Below are 21487 nucleotides of genomic sequence, written 5' to 3'. Positions count from 1 at the left end.
ATAGTCTTGAGTTGGTTAAAAAAGATTACTAGCAGGTTATTTGGAACGGATGAAATTAACGAACAAGAAAATGTACATTATGAAAAAAGTGAAATTGAGGATTCGTTACATAAACTAGACAGAAAGAATAGTGCATCCTTTCGTTTTCCAATTATCTCGGATGCAGAAATTTATGGCTGGGACGATGGACCAACGAAAGAACATGAAAAACCTGAATCTAAACCTCATACGGAAAAAGAAGAGATTGATAGCTATGAAACAAAACCACTTTATGAGAACGATAAATGGCCGAGTGATACTAGACCTGTAAATGTATATAGGTCTGAATCGGCATTGAAGTATGGAAAGGGAAAAGAAGTAGTTAAAAGACCTTCTTCTCCACCGGATAAAACGAATAAAGATAAATTGCCTTCGAGAGCAAGTACGACCGTCCAGAAACGTTCAAGTAAACCATTTACACCGACTGCGGTACCTTCTCCCGTTTATGGATACACAAACCCTGGGAGGACAGCGTCGAAAACAATTATTGTGGAAGACATGAAACAGAGACCGCTGAATTTTGAAGTTGAAAATATTAACAAAGAGCAACTGTTGCCAGGGAATGAAGAGAAAGCGTTTATAGTAGCATCATCGGAAAAAGAAATTGTGCTTGATCGAACCGACATAATTGAAGTAAATACTCAAGATGAGCTAGTTAGAATGGAGTCAACAGTTGAAGAAGATACTCAAGCTGAGCTTGTTAATACGGAATCAATAATTGAAGTAAATACTCAAGCTGAGCTAGTTAAAACGGAGTCAATAATTGACGTGAATACTCAAGCTAAACTTGTTAATACGGAGTCAACAGTTGAAGTGAATATTCAAGATGAACTCATTGAAATGGACTCAAGAATAGTAGAAGATGTGATTTCGGAAGCAGCAGCAGATGTTACAGAGATTCCTGAAGTTGAAGTTGTTGAAATAGAATCTAGAGTAACAGAAGAAGACTTCGTAGGAATTATTAAAGGCACACCGGAACATACTAATACTGAGTTAACAGAAATGACGGAGCATCCTATTACAGAGGAATTGACAGTAGAACCATATCCGGAAAAAATAAAAGAACGCATTGTTCCTTTTAATGTATTGATGCTGAAATCCGATAAAGAGAAAATGAAGTCAGTAATAGCTGATAATCCGAAAAAGGTTATTAAAAATGATACTGTAATGAAAAAAGATGTAAAACCTGACGAACCAATACTTGACCCAAGAGAAAAAAGTTTAATCAATCCAGACAGAATAGATAGCGATAATAAAGAAGAGGAAGAGCCATATTACGCTTTTCCATCACTTGACTATCTGATTCCGCCCGAAGCACAAATCGAGGACACCGAATGGCTTGAATCGCAGTCGGGAAAACTTGAGGAAGCGTTGTCTCATTTTGCGGTCAAGGCAACTGTCATTGAAGCGATGCAAGGTCCGACAGTTACTCGTTTTGAACTTACTGTCGGAGTTGGTACAAAAGTAAGCAAAGTAAGGAACTTGACCGATGACTTGAAACTTGCGCTTGCAGCGGAAGACATTCGGATACAAGCGCCAATTCCAGGGAGAAGTTCCATCGGTATCGAAATCCCGAATCGAAAGACGAGAGCAGTTAGGATATCCGAGGTTATCGCAACTGATCAGTTTAGAACATCTTCCTCACCTTTAGAAGCTGTGCTTGGTCTAAGTCTGACGGGAACACCCGTAACCTTGGATTTACGGAAAATGCCGCACGGGATGATTGCGGGCGCTACAGGTTCAGGTAAATCCGTCTGCATTAATTCGATATTGGTCAGTTTGCTTTACAAAGCTACACCAACAGATTTGAAAATGATGCTTATAGATCCAAAAATGGTTGAACTTGCACCATTTAACGGTATTCCACACCTAATCAGCCCAGTAATTACAGACGTCAAAGCAGCAACTGCTGCTTTGAAATGGGCAGTTGCAGAAATGGAAAGACGGTATGAGTTACTTGCTCATGCAGGCGTCAGGGATATTGAACGTTATAACAAAGCAGTTGTAGAAAGTCGCCGATTCTCATTGAAAATGCCTTATCTGCTTATTGTAATTGATGAACTTGCCGATTTGATGATGATTGCGCCGGCAGATGTCGAAGTGTCGATTAGTCGCATCGCACAGAAAGCACGTGCATGTGGTATTCACTTAATCATCGCCACTCAGCGGCCTTCTGTCGATGTAATCACGGGCACAATTAAAGCAAATATTCCTACACGTATTGCATTCTCAGTTTCATCCCAAATTGATTCAAGAACAATTATTGATTCTCCTGGAGCGGAAAGACTGCTTGGAAAAGGAGATATGCTTTATATTGGAAATGGACAATCTTCAAATGTTCGTCTGCAGGGTACATTTGTCACGGACGAGGAAATAGAACGTATAATAGAACACGTACAGAACGAGGCGTCACCCGAGTATTTATTTGGTCAAGATGAACTTCTAGCAAGTAGTATTGAAGAAGAAGAAGGCGATTCACTTTTCGAAGAGGCTTGTCTCTTTATTCATGAAGCAGGTAGTGCATCTACATCATTATTACAACGTAATTTCAGCATAGGATATAATCGGGCTGCCAAACTGATTGACCGAATGGAAAAGAACGGTTTCATTTCAGGTCAGCGAGGTAGTAAGGCACGGGATGTTTTTTTAACAGAGAGTGATTTAGAGCGGCTTACAGAACGTTAGGAATAATAACCGGCTTGGTGAAGTATAGGTAAAGGGTTAATAGTCCATGAAATTTGGAAAAAGATAATTAGTATTATTAAGGGGAACAGAAATGATCCCGGGAGGTTTCAATATGACGTTGTTTCATTTTACTGGCATTAAAGGATCCGGAATGAGTTCGCTTGCACAGATACTCCATGACTCTGCCCATGAGGTACAAGGTTCAGATGTAGAAAAATGGTTTTTTACAGAAGATCCACTACATGAAAGAGAAATACCTATTTTAGCATTTGATGAAAAAAATATTAAACCAGGAATGATCATTATTGCAGGAAATGCTTTTCCTGACAGTCATTCGGAGCTTGTTAAAGCAAAAGAGCTAGGTCTCGAGATTATTCGCTATCATGACTTTTTAGGCCAATATATGAAAAAATTCATTTCTGTCGGAGTGACGGGGTCACACGGTAAAACGTCGACTACTGGTTTACTTGCCCATGTATTATCCGGACATTCACCGACTTCATACTTAATAGGAGATGGTACTGGCAGCGGTCCGATAGATAGTGAATATTTTGTCTTCGAAGCATGCGAGTACAAACGTCATTTTCTTGCATATGAACCTGATTATGCAATCATGACGAATATCGACTTTGATCATCCTGACTACTTTAAAGATTTAGCGGATGTGATGGACGCCTTTGGAGAAATGGCGCTACGGGTGAAAAAAGGCCTGATAGCTTGTGGTGATGATAAGCACTTGCAAAAAATTCAAGCAAATGTACCTGTCGTTTATTATGGGTTTGATGATTCGAATGATTTTGCAGCTAATAATATTACCAAAACGGTAGAAGGATCGACATTCGATGTCTATGTACGCAATGAATTTTATCACACCTTTTCAATTCCGCTAGCTGGGGATCATGCAATCTTAAATTCACTTGGTGTTATCGCTCTTTGTCATTATGAAGGGGTTAAAGCATCGATTATCCAAGAAAGGTTATCTACTTTTAATGGTGTGAAAAGAAGGTTTACTGTAATTGAAACGGAAGGCAGAATTATTGTAGATGACTATGCTCACCATCCGACTGAAATTCAGGCGACATTACAGTCGGCTAAGCAGAAATATCCGGACCGAGAAATTGTAGCTATATTTCAACCGCATACATTTACGAGAACGGCAGCCCTTATGGGAGGATTTGTAGAAAGTCTTTCAACTGCTGATCACATCTATCTATGTGATATATTTGGATCAGCACGTGAAGAAGCTGGAAATCTAACCATTAATGATTTAATCAGTAAGATTCCAGGCGCTAAACACCTGGAACTCGAAAATATCGAAGAACTTGAAATGAATAACCCAGCAGTTTATTTATTCATGGGTGCGGGTGATGTTCAGAAATACTTGAACGCATTCAAATCATTTATCGAAACAAAGGAAACAGCTTAATCCTACGGGATTGGCTGTTTTTTCCGTTTGTAAAAACAATAAGACGTATATTTTGTTAAATTGATTTTCGTTACCATGAAGGAAATTGAAGATTTGTGTCGAAGTAGTTCTAGAGACATAACGTTTACTTTGTCCCGAAAAAGGGTATACAAAGATATATGAGCAATTGAAGGAGGCAGTGCCTTGGAAAATCTTCTGTACATAGCGGCAATTGTCGCTGCAATCGCATTCTTAATTTTATGCGTAAGCCTAGCGATGACACTGTTCTCATTGAAGAACACATTAAAGGGTGTTTCTGAAACGATGGAAGGGCTAACCTCACAACTTGAAGGAGTAACAACTGAAACGACAGAGCTTCTTCATAAAACCAACAACCTTGCCGAAGACATTCAGTTGAAAGCAGAAAAGTTAAACACAGTAGTGGATGCTATGAAAGGGGTAGGTGAGTCCGTGACGGATCTTAACTCTTCCGTTCGTCGGGTTTCCGCCAACATAACTACTGAAGCAGAACGAAACAGCGATAAGATTGTCCAGGTCGTTCAATGGAGCAGTGTAGTTATGGGCATAATGGATAAGCTGAAAGAACGAAAGACAAGCAGTACTGGTTGGACAGCTTATACACCTGTACCTGGACAAAAAAGATTACCCAGCCCTATTGATCGTTAATAGGAAAAGGTTAAAACATGACACTGTATTTAAAAATAGGAGGAATCGATTATGAATGAAGACCGCAAAGTGAAACCGAACTATAATGACCCTAATTACAACAAAGACTACAATTCAGGGAGCAGCAAAGAATATGAGAATTCTTATGGCGAGCCATCTTACTTGCCGGCAAATTATGATCACAATCGAGTCTATACCAATTCTTTTTATGAAGATGAAGAAAGTTCAGGAGCAGGTAGTTTCCTAGCCGGCGCATTAGTCGGGGGAGTGATAGGAGCTGCGGCAGCACTTTTCCTTGCACCGAAATCAGGAAGTGAAATGCGTGGAGATCTTACAACACAGGCGTCACACTTAAAAGATAAAAGTATTGAAATCAGTTCAGTGGCAAAAGAAAAAGCAACGGGATTGACTTCAGCTGCAAAAGAGAAAACTGGAGAATTTTCAAAAACAATTCAGGAACAATCTGGCCAACTGGTCGATAAAGTGAAATCGATGAAATCAAAAACTTCTGTTCCGATGGATGATGGAACAGCATCCTCCGAAGGAGAAGAATCGGTTGATTTCATAGATACTGCTAAAACGAAATTAGAGGATGCATATGAGGCTGGTGAAGAACAAGTAACCGCTACTGCGGATGCATTGCAAAAAGCAGTTGCTAAGTCATCTAATGACGCTGAAAAGGCTGAAACAGGTAATAGCGATGTTGCGTATAGCAATAGCGAAAATCTTGGGAAAGATAAAATCACAAACCAGAATTATGTATCAGACACGCTTGGTAAATAAAAAACTGCACTTTAAAAAGTCCGTCTACCAATTTAGGTAGACGGACTTTTTATGTGAAGACAATCTCCAAGATATCTCCGCCATCTATCGGATCGTTGAATCCGATTGGTTTGCTGTTTCGTAGCAGCTGATACTGGCTTGGCAAATTTTCAGGCATACTATAATCGGTAAATGCAAAGATATCACTGAAGCGGATAGGACTTTCAGTCAATGTAACAAAATCGAGACGGTCGCCTTGTTTTGTAGTTTGGGAACCTTGAACAGTAAGTCCATTTAAAGTAATAGCAAGTCGCTGTTTTTGAATTGCAACTTCCTCGTTATTGAAAAAAACCGTTATGATATCATTCGTTTTTTTTCCTATTTCTAAAATTACTTCATCCACTGTGGGGAAAGGGTGGATTTGTATATTAATTTCGTCACTCTCATTGATAACTTGTTGAAGTCGCGCAGGAATCCCGTTGACGAAAAGTTCAGCAGTCTTTCTTTTCAATGTGATTGGTTTCTGATTGACTGTTATTGTGAATGTATTTTTATCTAAAAAATTACTATGATCGGTATTTTCTAATATTGCTGCGAGTGTTTTAGTATGGGAAGCAGAAATCTTATCTCGATCTTTAATAGGGGTGTGTATACTTCTAGGAATCCCATTAATATGAATGGATGGTTCCAATTTAACAGGAACTCCATCAATTGATGCATTGATGGGTATCAAATTTTCGAGAAGATCACTTACTTTAGCGGATGCATCTAAACCGTTAATACCAGGCATCAACTCGATTACGTCTCCGTTTGTAATCGGTTTTTTTGTACTAACAGGTAAGCCATTTAACAGAATAACTGAAGGGGTACCATGCTCGCCAGGTATTAATATGTCATTATCATTTACCGTAACGGTCATCCCGAGACCTGGCCTTCCATATAATTGGCGGGCCTTAATATTTGCCGCAAGAAGCGCGTCTCCGACAGTCATTTCCTTCAATTCAAATAGTCTAAGCATTTTGTTGTTTACAGATATTGACATGTATTGGATTGGCGCTCTTCTTGCAGCAATAGCGATTCCAATCGGAGTTACTAATTCAGGTGAAGAAACGATACTAGGCTCTAAAGTGACTCCAGTAAGTGCATCTAGTCCACGGATTCCGACTCTGTTTTCAGGTAAATCTAGACATATGCTAATTTCTTTGGCTAGTCCGGGTGTTAAGCTACCGCCACCCACAAGCATGATTGCTTTCGGTGATTTTGCATTATTAAGTCGTTTGACCTCACCTGAAATCGATTTTGCTAGTAAATCTACAGCAGGCTTGATAATAACAGCTACTTCACTGGATTCAACTTCTTGCTCGCAGCCTAGAATATCAGTCATGATTACAATTTTATCTGTGGAAATTCTTTTTTTTGCGCTTTCAGCTAACGGGAAATCCAATAAGTAATGATTGCTTAATGCTTCAGTAATTTCATCCCCCGCAACGGGTACCATGCCGTAAGCGACAACGGTGTTGTTATCGGTGATTGCGATGTCTGATGTACCTGCACCTATATCGACAAGCGCGATGTTTAAACGCCTCATGGAAGGCGGAATCAGGACATTGATAGCAGCTATCGGTTCAAGTGTTAATGCTTCCATTTCGAGACCGGCATGTTTGAGTGCTGAAAGAAGAGATTCAACAACTACGCGAGGAAGGAAAGTGGCGATAACGTCGACAGATGCTGACCTTCCCGCCTGTTCAATCAAGCTACCGATTACCTCACCTTCAAGCTTATAATGAAGGACCGAATAGCCGACACAATAATAATAGTCATCTGCTGTAACGGCATCTGAGGACAATAGTTTTTGTTGGGCTTGCTGGACTGCGGCAAGTTCCAGACGATTGACACCTTCAGAGGAAATAAGTGACCTTTCTGAAATATCGACAGCCATTGATCCCTCTGAAGTCTTCAACGCTCTGCCCGCAGCTGCGACACTAACCCGTTTTAAAGGACCATGCCGTTCCTCAAGTAGTTTTTTAATTTCAGTTATGACTCCTGCAACACTTAAAATATTATGTATTTGTCCATCAATCATTGAACGCTCTATATGTTCAATTGAAACGAGGTCAGCTACATGGAAGTTTCCCTTGTCTTCTGTTAGGATGATTCCCACGACGGAACGTGTTCCGATATCGAGCGCAAATAATGTGGTAGCCAGAACTTTTCCCCCTTTCTGTCGTTAAATGTAACGTATTTAGAAGAATAAGTAGAAATAACGTGACTTTTCAAATAGTCTTCTTTATAATAGGTCTATTATCAAAAATGTAACATATATTCTTCTCTACTGAAAGGGAATAATATGTGCGGGGAGGAGACGGACTGATGAGACAACATGATTTAGATGAATTACGCGGCCGTGTTAACGAGCTGAACGTCAAAGTATTGGATTTGATTAACGAAAGAACTACAGTTGTCAAAGAGATTGGGAAAGTTAAAGAAAAGCAAGGTGTAAACAGATATGATCCGCTACGTGAACGTGAAATGCTTAATTTCCTGAAAGAATCTAACAATGGTCCGTTACCTAACGGAGTTCTTGAACAGATTTTTAAAGGTATTTTCATGTCAGCACTTGAAATACAAGAAGATGAACAGCGCAATGCATTGCTTGTATCCCGTAAACGAAAAGCGGAGGATACGATTGTAGACATTAATGGACATAAAATTGGTGATGGAACACCATCTTTCATTTATGGTCCTTGTGCTGTTGAATCATATGAGCAGGTCTTAGCCGTTGCACAGTCTATCAAAGCAAAAGGACTGACAATGATTAGAGGCGGCGCATATAAACCCCGTACTTCGCCATATGATTTCCAGGGACTCGGTCTTGAAGGTTTGAAAATACTGAAACGTGTTGCTGATGAAACAGGTCTTTCGGTTGTAACGGAAATCATTACACCTTCTCATCTAGAAGAAGCTCTTGAATATATCGATGTTGTCCAAATCGGTGCACGTAACATGCAAAACTTTGAATTGCTGAAAGAAGCAGGTATGATTAATAAACCGGTTCTTTTAAAACGTGGATTAGCAGCTACAATCGATGAATTCATTCATGCAGCTGAATATATAATTTCAAAAGGCAATAGCCAAATCATCCTTTGTGAACGCGGTATCCGTACATATGAACGGGCAACTCGCAATACATTAGATATTTCTGCTGTTCCAATCTTGAAAATGGAAACACATCTGCCGGTCTTTGTTGATGTAACACACTCAACAGGTAGAAAAGACTTGTTACTTCCAACGGCGAAAGCTGCGATAGCAGTAGGCGCAGATGGCGTAATGGCTGAAGTGCATCCAGATCCGGCTGTAGCATTATCCGACTCTGCACAACAGATGGATCTGCAACAGTTCGATGAATTTTACGAAGCAATTCAGCAATTCATGAACACGCACACAACAATCTCTTGAGTAGACGCCGGACCTAATAGGTTCCGGCGTTTTGAATACATAAAGTAAGTATGAGTATGGAAGGAGAAAGGCAAATGGCTATAACGATTTACGACGTAGCCAGGGAGGCGAACGTTTCAATGGCGACGGTCTCCCGTGTCGTTAATGGTAATCAGAATGTAAAACCCGCGACTAGAAAAAAAGTGCTCGATTGTATTGAAAGGCTAGGCTATCGCCCTAATGCAATAGCAAGAGGACTTGCCAGCAAGAAAACAACAACAATCGGTGTGATTGTCCCTGACATTTCTAAAAGCTTTTATTCCGAGCTTTCCCGTGGAGTAGCGGACGTAGCGACAATGTATGAATATAATATAATTCTTTCAAACTCCGATGAAAGCTCAGATAGGGAAGTCGAATTGTTAGAAGACCACCTTGGTAAACAAGTAGATGGACTTATATTTATGAGTGATTCAATTTCCGATGAAGTGCGCACTGAAATGTCAAAAGCCAATGTACCAATAGTTTTGGCCGGGACGTCTGATGTGGAAAATCAATTAGCAACAGTGAACATCAACTACCAGGAAGCTGCGTATGAGGCGGTCAATAAACTGATTGAGAATGGTCATGAAAAGATTATTTTTGTATCAGGTCCATTCTCCAAGGATATTAACCGAATTAATAAAAAGGCTGGATACATTAGAGCTCTTCAAGATAAAAATATTATGGTAGATGCACAATACATTGTAGAAATGGAAAATACATACGATGGTGCATATGAAGGCTGGAAACAAATTCGTGAATTACCTGGAAAACCAACGGCAATAATTGCAGGAAGTGATGCAATCGCTGTTGGTCTGTTAAATGCAATTGTGGATGCAGGACTGTCTGCACCAGGTGATTATGAAATCATTTGTTTTGAACACTCGATATTAGCTAGGGTTGTAAGACCTCAATTAACTTCAATTGTCGTTCCGCTCTATGATTTAGGGGCTGTATCAATGCGTCTTCTGACAAAATTGATGAACAAGGAAGAAGTTGAAGAACAACAGGTTATTTTACCTTTCAGGCTTGAAGATCGTAATTTAATAAAGTGAAAAAAGGACACTCTTTTCAAACGGATGCATCCGTTTGAGAAAGATTGTCCTTTTTTGTTGCTAAGAAAATTATATAGAATTGCATTATGAAAAAAGAAAAATATAGTAATTCTCCCTCTAGGGTCCTAATACTATTATTTAGTCGCTCGATTAACTAGTTATTCAGTTTTTCATTTCGAATTACATGTAAGGCACGACTGAGCATGTGCGCATTTTTTTCATTTATTTCTGCTTTTCTAGGAATGGGTTCATAAAGTGGTATGGGGTCTTCCCATGTTGGAACTAAGGTAACTGGAGACTGTTCCTGCCACTTTGACAGCCATTCCTTAGGAAGTGGACCTGTAGGTGCAGATTCATTTTTCATCGCTAACCAGACATGAGCCCAGGCTCTTGGTACGACTCGCCAGATGTCATATCCGCCTCCGCCTACAGCTATCCATCGTCCTTCACAATATTCTTCAGCGATTTCACGAGCAACACGGGGAATTTCTTTGTAAATGTTCATCGTTCCATACAGATGTGTTAGCGGATCAAAATAATGTGCATCAGCACCATTTTGGGTAAGAATTACGTCGGGTTTGAAAAATTCAGTCACTTCTTTCATGGCTGTCCTATAAATGGAAAGGAAAGACTCGTCCTCCGTAAAAGCGTCAATCGGGAAATTGAAGGAAGTGCCATAGCCGGCACCGTTGCCGCGTTCTGTAATCGCCCCTGTCCCAGGAAACAAGTAGCGACCGGTCTCGTGTATGGAGAGTGTACAAACTGTAGGATCATCATAGAAACTCCATTGGACACCATCACCGTGGTGAGCATCGGTGTCAATATAGAGTACACGTGCACCGTATTTGCTTTGTAAATACTTAATAGCAACCGAACTGTCATTGTATATACAAAAACCGGAAGCACGACCATGGAATCCATGATGCAGCCCGCCGCCTAAGTTCAGCGCATATTTAGAACGACCCTGCATTACTTCATCGACTGCTGTCAAAGTACTTCCGACCAACATTGCACTGGCTTCATGCATATTGGGGAAAATGGGGGTATCCTCTGTGCCGATACCATAGATGGGGCCAACATCCTCACGCAATTCCCCTTTACCTGCTTTCTTTACAATTTCAATATATTTCTGGTCATGCGCAAGAAGCAACTCTTCATCTGTTGCCATGCGAGGCGCAATGATATCGCTTTCCTGAATAGCTCCTGACTTCATTAAAAGATCGAGTGTCAATAAAATTCTTTTTTGATTGAATGGATGCGTATCTGAAAAAGAGTATTCAAGCTGTTCTTCTGAAAAAATAAAAACGGCATCCTTCTTCATATGTCGATGCCCGGAACATTAGGCCATAAGACATCAAAACCACTATCCTTCAATCCTTTAATAACCTTAAGTGGATTCATTGAATTAATCCGAATTACGAGAACTTTATTTGCCTCGTTCTCTTTATCAGGGTAAACAAGTACACTCAATACATTTAGATTTTGTTCGTGGAACACTTTCGATACTTCGAAAAGGATACCGGGTGTATTTGGAACCTTAACTTCAATTTGTGAACCTGGTTGGTGAGCACCCGTCAATTCAATGTATTTATATAATAAGTCCGTTTCGGTAATTATACCAACCAGCTTATTGTTTGAGACAATGGGAAGGGAGCCGATTTTATTGTCGTAAAAGATAACAGCTGCTTCTTCAACAAAATCCATCGGGTGACCGATGATCGGATGCTTCGTCATGACTTTCGCTAGTGGTGTATCATAATAACTATTATCCATTATTTCGTAAATTGAAGACGGTACAAACTCTTTCAAGTCACGGTCTGAAACGATACCTACTACTGTACCGTCTGACGACAAAATCGGTAAATGCCGTATTTTCTTGACCCGCATGGTATGTAATGCATCATTTACTGTGTTCTCCGGAGACAATGTAATGACATCTATTTTCATTATTTCTTCAATTAGCATTCATTTACCCTCCCAATTTTCAATACATGAATCGGTTCATAAATCGTAAACCATCAAACTTTTGGACGGAATCTTGATCAATTCTATTACCGATGCGCGCCATCAAACAATTGGCAGGGTGGGAACTAATTTCTGGATCGTCGGTTGCATAGTATTCCAATCCGCCCGCGTTCATCATTTTCTCCATTATTTTTCGGTATTCCCATACGTTAAGCTTCGTACCTTTCAAATCCCAATGCCAGTAATATTCAGTCGTTAAAATGATATAGTCTTCCATCGCATCATCCATCATTGAAACGCGCAATAGTGTTTTTCCGACACCAGCACCCCTAAATTTCGGAATGACTTCAATTGCTCCAAGCTCGATTAAGTTTTCAATTTTCCCTTCAGACCATCGCTCCAGGGGATCAGGATATAAATAAGTGACGTAACCTACGATTTGATTGGCGTCACGAACGATAAGAATACGTCCTTCCGGAAGTGCTGCAATCTCAATTAATGCTTTATGTTGCTGAGCAGGAGGCCTGAATGCAACAAGCCCTTCATGAAAGTCGAGACTTGCGAGATAGTCAGCGGTAATAGGTCCTTCAACAACGATATTGCCATTTTTATGTTTAATTTCCATTGCATTATAAGTTTTTATATGTTCCAAATGGATCACCTCCCATTAATTGATTAATCTACTCCTAGTATACAACAAATATGATAAAGAGTAGTCCGCTGATTACAAAAAAGCCGGAACTATTGGAAAAATTAAATTAGTTAGACAGGTAGGTTTAAAGTAAGGTAGAATGATATTTATAAAATGTATTTTGAAAGGGTGTTATGAATGGTTATGAAAACGGTGCCTGTAATTCAGGGAGATTATCAGTTAAGAGATTACGATAGTACAGTCAAGCAATTTAATTGGGCGGATGCTGAGAAAGAATTCAGCTGGTTTGAAAGCGGTCTCATTAATATCGCACATGAAGCAGTGGATCGTCACGCAGATTCTTATAGAAAAAACAAAGTAGCTCTCTATTTCCAAGATGCTAATAGAAAAGAGACATATACGTATAATGAAATGAAAAAAATGTCTAATAAAGCGGCAAACGTATTGCGCAATCAATCCCCTCTAAAAAAAGGCGATCGGATTTTCATCTTTATGCCGCGTTCACCTGAATTGTACTTTTCACTATTGGGTGCGTTAAAGTTGGGTGCTATTGTCGGGCCGCTTTTTGAGGCATTCATGGAAGGCGCTGTCTATGACAGGTTGTCGGATAGTGAGGCAAGCGCGATCGTTACAACTCCAGAACTTCTTGAAAGAATTCCAGTAGATAGATTACCACATTTAAAGACAATTTTTATTGTCGGTGAGAATGTTGTCGAAGAAGGAATTGTGGTTGATTTTAACAAACATATGAAAGATGCTTCACAGTATTTCCAGGTTGAATGGATGGATAGAGAGGATCCAACACTTCTTCATTACACGTCCGGTTCAACGGGAAAACCAAAAGGTGTCGTGCACGTTCAGGAAGCAATGGTACAGCAATTGCAGACAACACGTTGGGTACTTGATCTGAAAGATGAGGATGTTTTCTGGTGTACAGCAGATCCGGGTTGGGTGACAGGGACAGCTTATGGTATTTTTGGCCCTATGCTTGCCGGAGCTACGAGTCTAATTCTTGGCGGAAGATTCTCCGCTGAGGGCTGGTATGGTGCGATTGAAGAATATGGCGTCACAGTCTGGTACAGTGCTCCGACAGCATTCCGGATGCTGATGGGCGTTGGGGAAGGTCCGTTACGTAATTACGATCACTCAACACTCCGCCACATTCTTTCGGTAGGTGAGCCGCTAAATCCTGAAGTCATCCGCTGGGGGTCTGAAGCATTTAACTTACGCATTCACGATACATGGTGGATGACAGAAACAGGTGCCCAAACAATATGTAATTTCGGATGCATGCCTATTAAACCAGGCTCGATGGGCAAGGCGGTTCCTGGAATCGAAGCGACAATTATTGATGATCAAGGAAACGTTCTCCCTCCGAATCATATGGGGAATTTAGCGATTAAAAAAGGTTGGCCGGCTATGATGCGTCAAATTTGGAACAATAAGGAGAAATATGATTCTTATTTTATTAACGATGAATGGTACGTTTCTGGCGATTCAGCATATATCGATGAGGACGGTTATTTCTTTTTCCAAGGACGAGTCGACGATGTAATCATGACTAGTGGGGAAAGGGTGGGGCCATTCGAAGTGGAAAGTAAACTTCTTGAGCACCCTGCGATTGTCGAAGCGGGTGTTATTGGTAAACCTGATCCAGTTCGTGGAGAGATTATCAAAGCTTTCGTCGCGCTTCATGACGGCTATGAACCTACGGAGGAACTAAAAGAAGACATTCGTCAGTTTGTTAAAAAAGGACTGGCTGCACATGCTGCGCCGCGTGAAATAGAATTTAAGGATAAGTTGCCGAAAACGAGAAGTGGCAAGATTATGCGTCGAGTACTGAAAGCGTGGGAACTTAATTTGCCGACAGGTGACCTGTCGACGATGGAGGACTAATATCAATTTAATTAATAAAAAGAGCTTATTCGCTAGAAATAATAGCGGACAAGCTCTTTTTTGTGAAAAGATACTATCCGTTTTCCTCGTAAGTAGGTGTTTAGATTACAGGTGTGCTTTACATCATTTCTGTTGATTAGCCATTTATTTGCATAAAATGCTAGCGAGAAGAGCTTGTTATAAGTCATTTTCATTGGGCTATTTCCGGCCCACTTTCGGCAAATTAATCACGACAGTTTTACCGAGAGGCAAGTGTGGCTAGAAGTGACTCCGTCACTTCTAGCCACACTCTTTAGGGAGGAATTGCAGTTCATTCCTCCTTGGTTATCCTATTGTGAATAATAGGCTACCGCGTACCTACAATATTCAAGTGAAAAATGCAGTTGCTTATAAAAAAAGAATAGATGAGCTATTTTAAAGATTGTAAGTACCCGGAGATGTAATTTCGGGCACTCTAGTACGTTGTACATTGTGTTCTCTGCTAACTTTTAGCAAAGACTATGTGATGCTTTATAAGAAAGTGACACTTCCTTAAACTAAAAAAGAGATATGGTAGTAGAAGGCCTGAGCGGTCAAAATTGTATCTTTGTCCGCTTCTCTCTAGGTGAGCAGTGAGCTATTCTTTCGTCCCGAAAAGCTTCGGAACTTCTTGTAGCCGTGTCTTTGGAGAGCGTAGGATGAACAAACATTATACGATTACGGAAAAAATAAGTAGGGATGCGACGAAGTCACATCCCTACTTATTAAGAAATCTTGATAATGGCATAGAAGTTGTTCAATTCAAAGCAATCTCAAGCAACTATACACGTAGTGCCTAGTGTTTGAATGAATTATTTACTATTTATTTTTGGTTAATCAACAGACGTGTCTTTATATATTACAAATCAATCACCAGAATCTCCATCTTCAGCTTCGTCTGCTGGAGGTGTTTCGACCTCATCGTTTTCAGGAGGAGTTGTAACGGGTGGTGGTACGTTTTCAGTAGTAGGAGTCTCAACAACTTCCTCTACGGGTTTAGATGCACCAAGAGTGATAATGTTTGAATCAGCTGAAAGTTTTCCTGTAATATCAACAGCTTTAACTGAATAAGAGCCCGGACCAACAGAAAAAGCATTTGAAGATAAGTCTCTGGTTGTTCCGATTCGTGTGCCACCGCTATAAACGTAATATCCAATCACATCATTGGATGGAGAGTCATTCCATACCAGCGTTGATCCATTTATTGAAACGTTTACAGGCGCTGGTGCAACGTTATCCGCGTTAAATATAGCACCCGATACAACTCGAGATGCGAATAAAGAGTTCGCAGGGAACAATTTTGACGCATCACCTTTTAAAGATCCAAGCATGCGATTAATATAAACTTGATTCACGCCGGTACCACCAGCTGTAATAAATTCGCCAGGCGTTGATGGTAATGCCTGATATCTCGTTCCTTTAACAGATACATAGGATGATGAAGTGATGCTGTCATCAGGCTTAGTAGGCAGCATTGCTTTTGAATTAAATAAATCTGTTTTTACAAGGCCGGCAGATGAGCATGCGGCTGAAGGCGCAAGTCCTGAAATGCCACAAAATGATCTGTCGACAACACCTTCTGGTCGTTTAAATTTCGAACCGGCCCCGATAGTTTCAGGTGCTACCTCATTGGCTGCGTTCATTAGTCTGGCAAACAACATGCTAGTCCTTTTAGTAGGGTGCATCGCGCCGCTTCTTGAACCACTATAAAGACCTCTTTTAAGGTCTTTATATCCCAGCCAGACCCCCATTGAGACATTTGGATTATATCCCATTATCCATGAATCTGCATAATTTTGAGTGGTACCTGTTTTTACAGCTAAATCTGGAGAGAAATTTAGATATTCTGGAATCTGAGAGCCTGTTCCACCTTGCTTCAGCACATCTCGTAGCATGTCTGTAACGATATAACTTGTCGCGGCACTGAAAACATCAACATGTTCCACTTTGTGCTGATAAATGAGATTCCCGTCCATATCCTCAATTCTCTCAATGAGATAGGCGTCGACAAACTGTCCATCATTTGCAAATGTTGCAAATGCATTTGTATTCTCCTCAACACTTACGCCTTTACTAGTTCCGCCAAAAGATGCTGATAGATTAAAATAATCGCTGGGTTGTAATCTTGAAAAACCCATTTTTTCTAGGAAATCAGCAGGCTTTCTGTCGATAATGTCATTGTATAATCGTACAGTAGCAAGATTTAATGATTTAGAAAGTGCATCTCTTGCTGGAACGATTCCTAGTTCCATCGTTTTTGTATAGTTGTTTGGAGACCAGACGGAACCATTGGGTTCTTTTTTATAGAATTTGACGTCGACGACAGGACTGCCGGCACCGATTACACCGTATTCAATTGCGGGAGCATAGACGAGCAATGGCTTCATAGAAGAACCATTTTGTCTGAAAGCTTGTGTTGAATGATTGGTTGCTTCTTTTGAATGATCGCGTCCTCCAACGAATGAAAGAATTTTACCTGTATTATTCTCAATCATCATTGCTCCGACCTGGACTGGATCATCCACTAATTCAATTTCTCCTGAATCAGCATCTTTCACTTCTCGTGTATATGTGAAACCGTAATGCTCAAAGGAATTGGCGATTTCATTCATTTTGTCATTTAATTCTTTATTGACAGTTGAATAAATTCTAAAGCCATCATTTCTCATAGAGCGTTCAGCTAAAATTGAATACTTTTTCATAACTTTCGACTCTTTTTTTAGTCTTTCGGAATCAATTCCGTCCTTTTCTGCAATCATCATAGCGAGAATTTCGACTGTACGTTTCTGTATCTCTTGCGTCAAATAAGGATATCTTTCATCCGCACGCTGAACAGGCTGACGGAAGTCCTTTGTAATGTCATAGGCAACTGCTTTATTATATTCTTGATCTGTTATGTATCCAGTTTCTTTCATTCTGAAAAGAACAGTTTTCATCCGATCTATTCCAGGTTGCAAGAATTCTTTTTCTTTTGTTCCGCCACCACTTTTAAAAGGGGTATATGCGAATGGTGCTTGTGGTAGTCCAGCAATGAATGCTGCTTGCGGTAAATTTAAATTAACAGCCTTAATGCCGAAAATACCATCAGCTGCTGTTTCAATTCCGGCAATATTTTGCCCATTTGAATTACGTCCGTATGGAATAATATTCAAATAAGCTTCGAGAATCTCATCTTTTTCCATGAAATGTTCAATTCTCATTGCGAGCAAGATTTCTTTAGCTTTTCTTTCATACGATACTTCATTCGTCAGAATCTGGTTTTTTATAAGCTGTTGGGTCAGTGTCGAGCCGCCAGTCTGGCTATCTGAGTTTGAAACGTCCTGGAAAAGCCCGCGGAAAATTGCTTTAGGCACAATACCGTTATGCTCTTTGAAATATTCATCCTCTGTGGCGAATACCGCATCGATGACATAAGGTGATACACTTTCAAGCTTCGTTTCTTTGCGCTCTAAATCAGAGTTTATCTTTCCGATATAAACTTTGTTAGCAAGATAAAGTTCAGACGTTTCTTCATACGTGAAGATTGCATCCCGCATATCCTCTTTAGAGCGGAGAGGTTCTTTAGCTACCAATGAAGCGAAATAACCAGCACCAACTGAACCGACAAAAACGGTAAACGTTATACCAACTACTAAGAATATAAGAAAAAGGTTCCAGGTGACACTAGATGATATGCGCATACCTTTTGCCCATTTCGTTTTATTCATTCTGTCCAAATTCTCTTCTATTAAATTAATTCGATTCTTTTTCTGTTTGCTCAAGTAAATCAACCTCCTGAAATCTATCCTATTATTGCAATAGGCTTGTAAAGTACTGATACATAAGGCTTTCAGGCGTTAAGGATGATGATTATCCCCCAATTTGCCCCTCGGCTACTAAAATTCTAGGTAGTCCTCAAATTTTTACATAGAATTTCTCTCGTGGTTGTCCGAAACGTGCAGATACACGTTCGAGATTATTTGAATATTTTTGTACCCTAAACGTCGGCTCACTGTTTTTATATCGACGCCAGCCTCTAACAATAATACCGCATGGGTGTGTCTAAGTAAATGAGTAGATTGGCGAGTGGGAAGACCTGCTATTTTGAGTAGCATCATCATCATCATTAGGTATTGAGGTTGTGAATAATAGAATTCTTTTCCTGTTTCGTTCACCATCACATAATCAGAAACAATATAATGTAGATTCTCTTCCTTATTGTCATCTTGCCATTGTTTATACTCTTTTAGTATGCCGATGGTAACGTCATCCAAAAATATCGTCCTGAGACTGCTGCTTGTTTTAGGTGGGCCTAGACCTGTCTTTGATCTTTGACGGTTTACTGCAAGAGTTTTCTTTTCGAAGTCTATCTCGCCCCATTGTAACCCTAATAGCTCGCCACTTCGCAAACTCAACTTGAGTCTATGAAACTTTGAAAGGGTGAGGATTGTAAATCACGAATGGCAATGGCAGCAGGAAAATGAGAGGTTACGATGCGTATTAGCTTTTTACGCCGACAAAGCAAATTGTAAACGAAATAGTACAACGATAATGAATGTGCGGTTTAGCGAATTTGATTGGGATAAGGGTGGAAAAGCGAGAAAAGTATTGTATGCACTTGGGTGAATAACAACGCGGCGGTGACAGAGTTGACATCAAAAGGGCTGTAGTAGGGGGCAGTGTTTACTGCTTAGAGAAGGTGAACAATAAAGCCAATCAAAACGAATTTGATATTTCTCTGACTGGCTTTATAGAGTACTGAAATTAGGGTAATAAATATTCCTCCTTTTAATGAGCAGCTTGATCCAAATAATTATTAAGTAATACATCTAATTCTTGACTGCAATTTACTACTTCTGGATGAGTAAATCCTAAATCTTTTGCTTTTTTATACATGTCTTTTCTTTTTAATTCAATTTTAAGTTTTAACATTTCACTTTTCATAAAAATTCCTCCATCCAATATTATTAGCTTTATTCAACTGTGAAGTGTGGTTGAGATAAAACACAACTTTTCTATTGTAGCCTACTCAAAGTGTATAGAGTGTCGAATTATGCAAAGAAATAGTGATTTCATAATATTGTCATAATCAAAGAGTTTTATGTTAGATAAACCGATTTAGTATTGACTTTAATATTTCTATTGGATAGACGGAGGAGTTAACCTAGTGATCGCATATGAAGAAACAATATTGTTAGCAGAACAGATACCGTTCGAGGTACTAAAAGACGTTGAAAGGCGTACTGGAGATTGGCTGGTATCGGGCGGTAAATAGGATGATCCGTATATTTATCAGCAGATGCGGTATGCGAGACGTTTTGTTTCAAAGTAATTACTACAAACGGCTGCCCTATCAACAATCAGCAGAGTAGTCTCCAAGTTCCTTCGATTCATCGCCCTAGCAATAGTTAAAAGACTTGCCCCGTCCTCCCACATAGCGTAGAACTTGTCCAATTCCCTTTGCTTAAATATCCGATTCACATTGATCCGCTCGTCATCGAAAAGATAATACATGCCCTTCCCAAAAAAGACAGGATTCCTCCCGTCTGGCTGACTGAATTATGACACAAGGAGGGGTCCTGGTGAATAAAGACATTACTTTTATTACAGATACATTATTGTTAGGAATTGGTATAATGGAACTACCAATGAACTGTATGGTAGTTATTTCTGAGGGTATTGCGATAGTGAGAGAGTTACACCTGACCACGGTGAATATAGGATTGTTACGCATCAAGGGAAAGTTCTTTGGATGCGGAGGGAAGAAGGGGAAGAGTTCTGATAACGATATTTATAACATTTCTGTTGGTGTATGGATTTTTGATATTACTATCACTTAACAATAAAATAATTTCTAAAATTATTTGGATACCTTTTTTAGTATTATATTATAAAAAAATATCAACAAAGTCTTGTTTGAAAAGTTTCAAAAATAAAATAATGGTATCCATAATTATTTTAGGTATTATTATTATATTTATCAATATCATGATTTGGTTAAACCATGTAGAACAATTAAATCCGAGATTTTATATTTTTATCGGATTAATTATTATTGTTGTTATTTTTTTAAATGGTGAAGAATTAATCCAATCATACATTCGTCCGTTTTTGATTACTTTATTATTACAATTGGCTGGATTATTAAATGTAGCTATATCCTTTTTGTTATTGCCTATTTTAGATAACAATTTTGATATACTTCAAAGTTTTTACAACCTAATGAGAAATAATGAGTTTGCAGAAGAAGAATTTAAAAATCATTCTAATTTTCTCCTGTTTTATTTATTACTACTTTTGTTTTCTGCTTACCTGTCATATACATTGCTCATTAAAGTAATGAAGAGGATTTTTTCTATATTTAAACGTGAAGAACTAATCAAAATACCTAAATCGGATTATAATAAAGTGTTGACGTATCTATCTATCACTTTGATCGTATTTGGATTCTTACCATTACTATTTGACTCAATTACTTTGAGTGCATTGTCTGAGCAGGAAGAAACGGACATGAAAAAATATTTCAATATAAATATTTTTACGTTATTTTTAATAACTATTGTTCCCTACACTTATTTACTTTTAAATAAAAAGAATAAATAGTCCCCTGGCCAACCAGAGGACAACGATTGATTACAGCATAGCGCTGTGTCATTTGTTGTCCTCGTTTTTATTTCAAAAAAGGAGTGAGGGAAATGAAATCGTTGCGGAGTAAATTGATTGAAAAAGGATTTTCTAGTGCTCGGACATGCGGGATAGAAACGCAGACTATAGAGCTAAGGGCAAGACTAAAGAACGGCTATCTGATAGGGAATGGGCTGAATTGATGGGGAGTAATCGACAGACCTACAAACGTGGACCAGGCGGGGC

Annotated in this window: 18 protein-coding genes; 11 read left to right on the top strand and 7 right to left on the bottom strand. The window is 39.4% G+C overall.

What is annotated here, in order from left to right:
- The first annotated feature begins 6 nt into the window (after positions 1 to 6).
- The 4 genes from AC25Y6_RS08775 (at position 7) to AC25Y6_RS08760 (ending at position 5599) form a co-directional block, all read left to right on the top strand.
- Positions 7 to 2724 carry a DNA translocase FtsK gene (locus tag AC25Y6_RS08775; RefSeq protein WP_488142725.1) on the top strand — a complete coding sequence of 906 codons (2718 nt, stop codon included), beginning with the start codon at positions 7 to 9 and terminating at the stop codon, positions 2722 to 2724.
- Positions 2725 to 2836: 112 nt separating this feature from the next.
- Entirely contained in the window at positions 2837 to 4150 is a 1314-nt protein-coding gene (gene murC / locus AC25Y6_RS08770) for a UDP-N-acetylmuramate--L-alanine ligase (RefSeq protein ID WP_488142724.1), read from the top strand.
- A gap of 183 nt (positions 4151 to 4333) precedes the next feature.
- Positions 4334 to 4816, top strand: coding sequence for a DUF948 domain-containing protein (locus tag AC25Y6_RS08765; RefSeq protein WP_482099827.1), 483 nt, complete (start codon positions 4334 to 4336; stop codon positions 4814 to 4816).
- Positions 4817 to 4867: 51 nt separating this feature from the next.
- Entirely contained in the window at positions 4868 to 5599 is a 732-nt protein-coding gene (locus tag AC25Y6_RS08760) for a YtxH domain-containing protein (protein WP_482105058.1), read from the top strand.
- A gap of 49 nt (positions 5600 to 5648) precedes the next feature.
- Here AC25Y6_RS08760 and AC25Y6_RS08755 read toward each other — a convergent pair whose 3' ends face one another.
- A complete protein-coding gene (locus AC25Y6_RS08755; RefSeq protein WP_488142723.1) occupies positions 5649 to 7739 on the bottom strand; it encodes a cell division protein FtsA in 2091 nt (696 codons plus the stop codon).
- 209 nt (positions 7740 to 7948) lie between these two features.
- Between AC25Y6_RS08755 and AC25Y6_RS08750 the strand changes: the two genes are divergently transcribed.
- Together AC25Y6_RS08750 and ccpA are read left to right on the top strand one after the other, a co-directional pair.
- A complete protein-coding gene (locus AC25Y6_RS08750) occupies positions 7949 to 9034 on the top strand; it encodes a bifunctional 3-deoxy-7-phosphoheptulonate synthase/chorismate mutase (RefSeq protein ID WP_482099824.1) in 1086 nt (361 codons plus the stop codon).
- Between the two features lie 74 nt (positions 9035 to 9108).
- On the top strand, positions 9109 to 10107 hold the full coding sequence (gene ccpA, locus AC25Y6_RS08745) for a catabolite control protein A (RefSeq protein WP_482099823.1): 999 nt from the start codon (positions 9109 to 9111) through the stop codon (positions 10105 to 10107).
- A 154-nt stretch (positions 10108 to 10261) separates the two neighbouring features.
- On the opposite strand, the gene AC25Y6_RS08740 is transcribed toward ccpA, so the two are convergent.
- From AC25Y6_RS08740 to AC25Y6_RS08730, 3 genes are read right to left on the bottom strand one after another with little or no spacing between them, the layout of a single operon-like run.
- Positions 10262 to 11428 (bottom strand): acetoin utilization protein AcuC, encoded by a 1167-nt coding sequence (locus AC25Y6_RS08740; RefSeq protein WP_482105056.1) that lies wholly within the window; start codon positions 11426 to 11428, stop codon positions 10262 to 10264.
- Positions 11425 to 12072 (bottom strand): acetoin utilization AcuB family protein, encoded by a 648-nt coding sequence (locus AC25Y6_RS08735; protein ID WP_482105055.1) that lies wholly within the window; start codon positions 12070 to 12072, stop codon positions 11425 to 11427. Before AC25Y6_RS08735 ends, AC25Y6_RS08740 begins: the two co-directional genes overlap by 4 nt.
- Before the next feature lie 19 nt (positions 12073 to 12091).
- Positions 12092 to 12724 (bottom strand): GNAT family N-acetyltransferase, encoded by a 633-nt coding sequence (locus AC25Y6_RS08730; RefSeq protein WP_482099820.1) that lies wholly within the window; start codon positions 12722 to 12724, stop codon positions 12092 to 12094.
- A 177-nt stretch (positions 12725 to 12901) separates the two neighbouring features.
- Here AC25Y6_RS08730 and acsA point away from each other — a divergent pair, with 177 nt between their 5' ends.
- Entirely contained in the window at positions 12902 to 14620 is a 1719-nt protein-coding gene (gene acsA / locus AC25Y6_RS08725) for an acetate--CoA ligase (RefSeq protein WP_482105054.1), read from the top strand.
- A gap of 677 nt (positions 14621 to 15297) precedes the next feature.
- Complete coding sequence (locus AC25Y6_RS08720; protein WP_482099818.1) at positions 15298 to 15438, top strand: hypothetical protein; 141 nt, start codon at positions 15298 to 15300, stop codon at positions 15436 to 15438.
- Between the two features lie 66 nt (positions 15439 to 15504).
- Here AC25Y6_RS08720 and AC25Y6_RS08715 read toward each other — a convergent pair whose 3' ends face one another.
- The 3 genes from AC25Y6_RS08715 to AC25Y6_RS08705 form a co-directional block, all read right to left on the bottom strand.
- Complete coding sequence (locus AC25Y6_RS08715) at positions 15505 to 18345, bottom strand: transglycosylase domain-containing protein (protein ID WP_488142745.1); 2841 nt, start codon at positions 18343 to 18345, stop codon at positions 15505 to 15507.
- Between the two features lie 195 nt (positions 18346 to 18540).
- Positions 18541 to 19032, bottom strand: a complete 492-nt coding sequence (locus AC25Y6_RS08710; protein ID WP_488142722.1) for a site-specific integrase — start codon at positions 19030 to 19032, stop codon at positions 18541 to 18543.
- Between the two features lie 373 nt (positions 19033 to 19405).
- Positions 19406 to 19561, bottom strand: a complete 156-nt coding sequence (locus AC25Y6_RS08705; protein WP_482099814.1) for a Spo0E family sporulation regulatory protein-aspartic acid phosphatase — start codon at positions 19559 to 19561, stop codon at positions 19406 to 19408.
- A 223-nt stretch (positions 19562 to 19784) separates the two neighbouring features.
- On the opposite strand from AC25Y6_RS08705, the gene AC25Y6_RS08700 reads away from it, so the two are divergent.
- The 3 genes from AC25Y6_RS08700 (at position 19785) to AC25Y6_RS08690 (ending at position 21220) form a co-directional block, all read left to right on the top strand.
- Entirely contained in the window at positions 19785 to 19892 is a 108-nt protein-coding gene (locus tag AC25Y6_RS08700) for a DUF6877 family protein (RefSeq protein WP_482105052.1), read from the top strand.
- A 307-nt stretch (positions 19893 to 20199) separates the two neighbouring features.
- Complete coding sequence (locus tag AC25Y6_RS08695; RefSeq protein WP_488142721.1) at positions 20200 to 20457, top strand: hypothetical protein; 258 nt, start codon at positions 20200 to 20202, stop codon at positions 20455 to 20457.
- A gap of 100 nt (positions 20458 to 20557) precedes the next feature.
- Entirely contained in the window at positions 20558 to 21220 is a 663-nt protein-coding gene (locus tag AC25Y6_RS08690; protein ID WP_488142720.1) for a hypothetical protein, read from the top strand.
- The last annotated feature ends 267 nt before the right edge of the window (positions 21221 to 21487 follow it).

This window comes from Sporosarcina sp. Y1004, from assembly GCF_057669665.1.
This window is presented reverse-complemented; position numbering and strand designations above follow the sequence as displayed.